The sequence below is a fragment of the Winogradskyella sp. genome, assembly GCF_013042245.1.
GTDB lineage: Bacteria > Bacteroidota > Bacteroidia > Flavobacteriales > Flavobacteriaceae > Winogradskyella.
Window position 1 is genome coordinate 1 of the sequence record NZ_JABDQL010000115.1, and the last position, 6,035, is coordinate 6,035.

Below are 6,035 nucleotides of genomic sequence, written 5' to 3' on the forward strand. Positions count from 1 at the left end.
AATCTTCAATTGATGCGATTTCTGGATTAGTCGATTTTGACCTTAATACATATATCCAACCTGTTTGAACATCTTCTTCGCTTACAATATGCGCATTCTTAAAAAGTTCATCTTCTGATTCTTTATCTGTGTCTGATACTATGCTTCCGTTATTGTATAATGATTTTGACAGTGAACGATAGTACATATTACTTTTTGTGCCATTCTCGAAAATGATTGTTGTTCTACCATCTTTTCTTTCGCTATCACCTAGTTTTCGCTTTTGTAGACCATCATCTTCTAAGTATAATAAAATGCCATCTACAACGTAATAATTGCCCTTGTAAAGATTCTGTTCTACATCTTTAAATTCTTTTAGCTTACGCTTCCCTTCTCTTAATTCTTTATGTACTTTTTTAAATTGAGTTTCATAAGGCGCAAAATCCTTATTACTCATTGCTTTTCTTCTTGCTGTGAAATCTGTTTCAGCTCTCTCTGATGCACTTTTTACATGCTGTAATTTAAAAATAGACAGCGTTTCGTCTGTATCTAAAATGCCTAAATCATCATCATTTAAAATTTCTGCTACTGATTTTATCTCTTCTTTAGTATTTAAAAGATTATGTGTGTCGTATGTTTTTAATATTTCTACTTTATTAGCATCATGTCGCAATGCCTTTAATCGTGATAATAACTTAAATTCACTAACATTTGTAGCTTCTGGTTCTCTGTTATTCTTTTCAAAAAAAGCATTAATCTCTTGGAACGATTCTATCAATCGTTCATCTTCAGATTTTACATTAGAGTTTTTGGGTTTAGAATCTAAAATTCCAAACGCATCATCATTAAATATATCTTCTAATGTTTTCTTTTTACTCATTAGCTTGGGCTTTACGCTTTTGCTCTTTTAAAAATATTATTGCTTCTGCTAAACGTCTTTCTTGTGGGTCGAAAGATTGAATGCGTGGTTGTTCTCCTGTCTTTGCTATCCAATTCTTTATTTTAGGCCATAATATAATTGCTTCTTCATCGGTCATTGTTATTCTTGTTGCATCAATAGTTTCTTGAATGGCTTTAAATACTGATGCTGTTACTGATTTAGATAAGATTTCAAATGCTTTTTGAAATGGATTTATGGTATCTATTAAATCGATATTAATATCATCAATATTTACAAAACTGTCTGCCATACGAATAAAGCGTTTATCCCCTACTTCTTCGATAGTACCGTTTTTAATTACAGAATCTACAACTACATGTTGACGCACAGCTTCTACTTCTTCATCTGTTAAGTCTGGATAGGTTTCCTTAATAATTTTAGGTATCAATACTTTATTTATAACCTCTGGATCTACATTACCCGGCATAGCCTTTAGCATTGTATCATCTTGCATTATTTTTGCTTTAAGGTCATTGATATCACTTTCAATAATATCTTTTGCTCTTTGGGAACTTGGTAATTTAAACCCATTTATTTTTATGGTGTTATCATCCTCTTCTGAATCGTCATCTTCATCATTTGGAAATTTTGGTTTAAACTTGAAGTTAGGTGCTAATACTTGTTCCATTAATAATGATGCTGTAATAGCCTTTAGCATATTATTTACGGATAGTTTTACTTCATCATTCTCTGCATCTGGCTGTGCTATTAAATTGGTAAACTGTGAATGTGTTTTATTTTCACTATCTCTTGTTGCTCTACCAATGATTTGAATAATTTCTGTTAATGAACCTCTATAACCTACCGTTAGAGCGTGCTCACAATAAGGCCAATCAAACCCTTCTTTTGCCATACCTAGAGCAATAATAATATCTATATCATCTACACTTGACACCTTACGCAAATAGTCTTGTATTTTATCTCTGTCCTTTTGATTATCGTGGACTAAATCTGCAATCTTTAAGATTTTACCTGTAGTTTTACTTTTTACATACAAAACACCTGTATCTGGGTCTTGATAGTCTAATTCGCCTAAGCCATCTAAAATTCTATTGACTTCTTCGTATTTATCTTTTTCAGATTCACCTGAGTTTACACTTGGTATGTGGATTATTGTTTTTTTATTTTCATCTAATATCTCATGAATAGCAGATGTATATTTTCCTTGATAAAAGTGATAGCCAATACCTAATGATTTTAAATAATTATAACCGTTTAATTGTTGGTAATAATCGTACTTCACCTTTATAAATTTTTCTTCGTCCTCTGGTAATAAAATAGGTACGGAATCTCCTCTAAAGAAAGACCCTGTCATTGCTACTACGTGCGCAGTAGATTTATCCATAATACTACTTAATACGATTCCTAATTTATTATCACCATCTACAGAGACATGATGAAATTCATCTATAGCTAATAAACAATCATTTAATTGTTTTTCGTCTATGGCATCAAAAGCAAAGCGTAAAGTAGCATGTGTACAGATGAGTATTTTTTCATCACTTTCTAAAAAATTTAGAAATGCTGTTACTTTACTTTTTTCTACACCAGGCGTACATAAGTTATATCTTGGATTAGGTTCCCAATCTGCAAAAAAACCATATTTTTTTAAGTCTGTTTTAGCAAATGAACTACCAATAGAGCGTTCAGGAACTGCGACGATTACTTTTTTAATGCCTTGATTTATGAGTTTGTCTAAACCTATAAACATTAATGCACGAGATTTACCAGAAGCTGGCGGTGCTTTAATTAATAGGTATTGCGCTGTGCGTGCTTCAAATGCTTTTTGTTGCATTTCTCGCATACCTAACTCATTAGTGCTTTTACTTTTTCCTGTTTGTTGGTATTTTACGTGTACTATATCTGGCATAAACTGTTTTAATTAAAAAGGTTTAGATATTGCTTAAAAACATAAACTCTACTTCGCTTACCACCTGTTACTTCCTGAAGTATTTCTAATGCTTCCATATCTGTTATTAAATTATAGGCTGTTTTTGGTGACACCTCTGTTATCTCAATAATTTTATTTACGTCTATTATTGGTCTTTTTAAGAGGTAATGCAAGATTTTTTGAGCGTTACTTGCTCTTGAGCCTAAAGTCTGAATCTTTAACTCTGTGCGTTGTTTTAGCTTGAGTATTTCATCAAATGTTTGCACACCGTTTTTAGCAGTTTCAATAATACCTACTAGAAAGAATTTTAACCATTGTTTGATATCATCATGTGTACGAACACGCATTAAATTATCATAATACAGTGTTTTATTACGCTCAAAAAAATCAGATAAATAGAGAATTGGTTTTTTTAATATTTCCTTATTTACTAGATAGAGTGTTATAAGTAATCTACCAACTCTACCATTACCATCTAAGAATGGATGAATAGTTTCAAATTGGTAATGTATAATGCCTATTTTGAGTAAATCTGGAAAATATAATTCTTCATTATGTGTAAATTTTTCTAAATCACTCATTAAATCACCAATACTTGTATGCACAGGTGGAATAAAGATAGCATCTGCTAATGATGCACCACCAATCCAATTTTGACTGGTACGAAAAACGCCGGGTAATTTATGCTCACCTCTTACGCCTTGCAGTAAGATTTTATGGGTTTCTTTTATTAAACGGCTTGAAAAAGGTATTGTTTCTAACATGCTAATGGCTTGTTGCATTGCTGTTATATAATTTTGTACTTCTTCCCAATCATCTCTTTTTTCTTGACTTATATCTTCTTTATCGAGTAAAGCTTCTTCCATGTTGGTTTGCGTACCTTCAATCTTACTACTCTGTGTTGCTTCTTTTAAGACGTGCATACTAATAAACAAATCTATATCAGGAATATGCTCACTATACATATCTAATCTACCCAATTGCCTGTCTGCCTTTGAGAGTAATTCAAGAAGTTCCATATCTTCTAATAGCCATTGCCTGTTAATCTGCTCTGGCTGAAAGCTTTTATAGTAACCTTGATTTATATATTTCCCTGCTTTAAAATTTTTCATAACGTGATGTAAATTTACAATACGGTTTTAATTATTGTAAAAAAACAAAAAAAATTACATTAAAGTATAAGTTATTGTAAAATATGTGCAAAATTTACAATAGCGTTTTAGTTATTGTAAAAATATTATGCTTTCTTTTTACGTGTTCTTTTAGGTTTTTCTAACAAGGTGTTTTTATTAATCATCTTTTCATATGCTGCAAAAAGATATTCTAAACGCTCTGTATCACTCTCAAATGGCTTTAAACGATAACAACGCTCAATGGCTAAATCTAATTGATGATGCGCTTCTTTTAAACCTTTAGGCATTTTGTCTGGGTCATAGAGTTGTGCTAAGGTTTTACCTGAATGTTTTTCTCGTTCTTCTAAAACCTCAAAAACGTGCAGATTGATTTGTTCTTTTTGTTTTTGATTGATTTCTGGAAAAGGAAAAGCATTGTAGCATATAGAATTAGAATATCCGATTCTTGTTTCTAAACCTCCAGAAACAGCTTTGACCCAAACCGTATGAATTTTTGATGATATTATGCCAAAAACGTACAGTTCAACATCATATAGCACTTGTGCAGAGTCCAATATTATCTCTTCGGGACCGCATAAAATTATTGGCATATATTCTCTCCTTTCAGATGAGACTCTTGGAACTACTATTGACGTATCAATGGTACTTTTAAAATCTCTAAATTGATGTGCTCTTTCTGCCAATTCATTTGCACCAGAATCTTTACTTTTTAATCGTGTTTCTTTTACCCTTTCAATTCTTTCTTTAATACTACTTATATTACTTGCGTCTGTTAAACTATCATCTGGAATCCATAAGCACCAGCGTTTAGATCCATTAATTAGTTCATTAGAACCAATAAGCTCTTTTATAAAAATTCTGGAAGATTCGTTTTCAGTAATCATCTGGTTTTTTTCAATTTCATTCAAAATTAGATGCCCACCATCAACTGCTTTATTACCATAACTCATTTGAGGTAAATTAGATATTGGCTTACTTCTTTTTTGAACAATAATATTTGAGGCGTCAGTCAAATAAGGCGATATATTGCTGACGTTTTTATATTTGTTATCCGTATAAATTCTTTTTTGTCTTTTCTGATTTAAATTCATAATTCCAACAATAATTACAGTCACACCAGCATTTCCTTTCGCATTATTGGTCCATTTAAAAGATTGATGTGCAAATCCTATTTCACATTTAGCTAAGATATAAGGCCACAGTAAAGCAACTTGCTCTCCTTGACAAATAGAGTTTGTAGATACAAATGCGAATTGAGCGTTGAAATTTATTATATAATCTACACCTTTTTTAAACCAGCAAGCTATGTAATCTAATTTTTTATATGATTTAAAAGCATCAAATGTTAACGCTTTATCTTCTTTTTGAGTTTCATCTTGCCACGTCGTACCTAAATAAGGTGGATTCCCTAAAATATAAGCTTCATCTGCTAAATCGATTGGACAAGTATCTTCCCAATTTAAACGAGTCGCATTACCTTGTGTAATATGACCTGCTTCTTTTAATGGTAGGATTGGTTTGGCTTTACCGAAATCGAATAACTCATCTACAAATATTTTATTCATTTGGTGTTCTGCTAGCCATAAGGATAGGATTGCCATTTCGTGTGCAAAATCGTCTAACTCTATACCATAAAACTGTGAAAGCTTTACTTCTGTAAAGACAAAAGAATATTGTGGTTCTAGCTCATTAATCTGTTGCCAAATTTGTATTTCTAGTTTTCGTAATTCTTTATAAGCAATAATTAAAAAGTTACCACTACCACAAGCAGGGTCAAATATTTTTAGTTTCGAGATTCGGTATATAAGTTGGCGTAGCTTTTTAGGGTTGTCTTTTTGCTTTTCAAATTCTTCGTATAATTCATTTAAAAATAAAGGTTCAATCACCTTCATAATATTAGGCACAGATGTATAATGCATACCTAAACCACTGCGATAGGCAGGATTTACAACTGCCTGTATCATTGAGCCAAAAATATCTGGATTGATTTCGCTCCAATCTAAATCGCCACACTCAATAATTATTTTTCGTGCTTCTTTAGTAAACTTCGGTGATACTATTGTATCTCTAAATAAACCACCATTTACATATG

At 31.7% G+C, this 6,035-nt stretch carries 4 protein-coding genes; all 4 read right to left on the bottom strand.

All coding sequences use genetic code 11. The annotated features are described in order from the left end of the window. Positions 1–859: GIY-YIG nuclease family protein (locus HKP48_RS08970; RefSeq protein ID WP_296345013.1), on the bottom strand; the 859-nt coding region annotated here is incomplete at its 3' end. Beyond that, entirely contained in the window at positions 852–2,789 is a 1,938-nt protein-coding gene (locus HKP48_RS08975) for a DEAD/DEAH box helicase (protein WP_296345015.1), read from the bottom strand. The genes HKP48_RS08975 and HKP48_RS08970, both read right to left, overlap by 8 nt. 8 nt (positions 2,790–2,797) lie before the next feature. Continuing rightward, positions 2,798–3,922 carry a Fic family protein gene (locus HKP48_RS08980; protein WP_296345017.1) on the bottom strand — a complete coding sequence of 375 codons (1,125 nt, stop codon included), beginning with the start codon at positions 3,920–3,922 and terminating at the stop codon, positions 2,798–2,800. Positions 3,923–4,047: 125 nt separating this feature from the next. Continuing rightward, on the bottom strand, positions 4,048–6,035 hold a 1,988-nt coding region (locus HKP48_RS08985), incomplete at its 5' end, for a DNA methyltransferase (protein WP_296345019.1).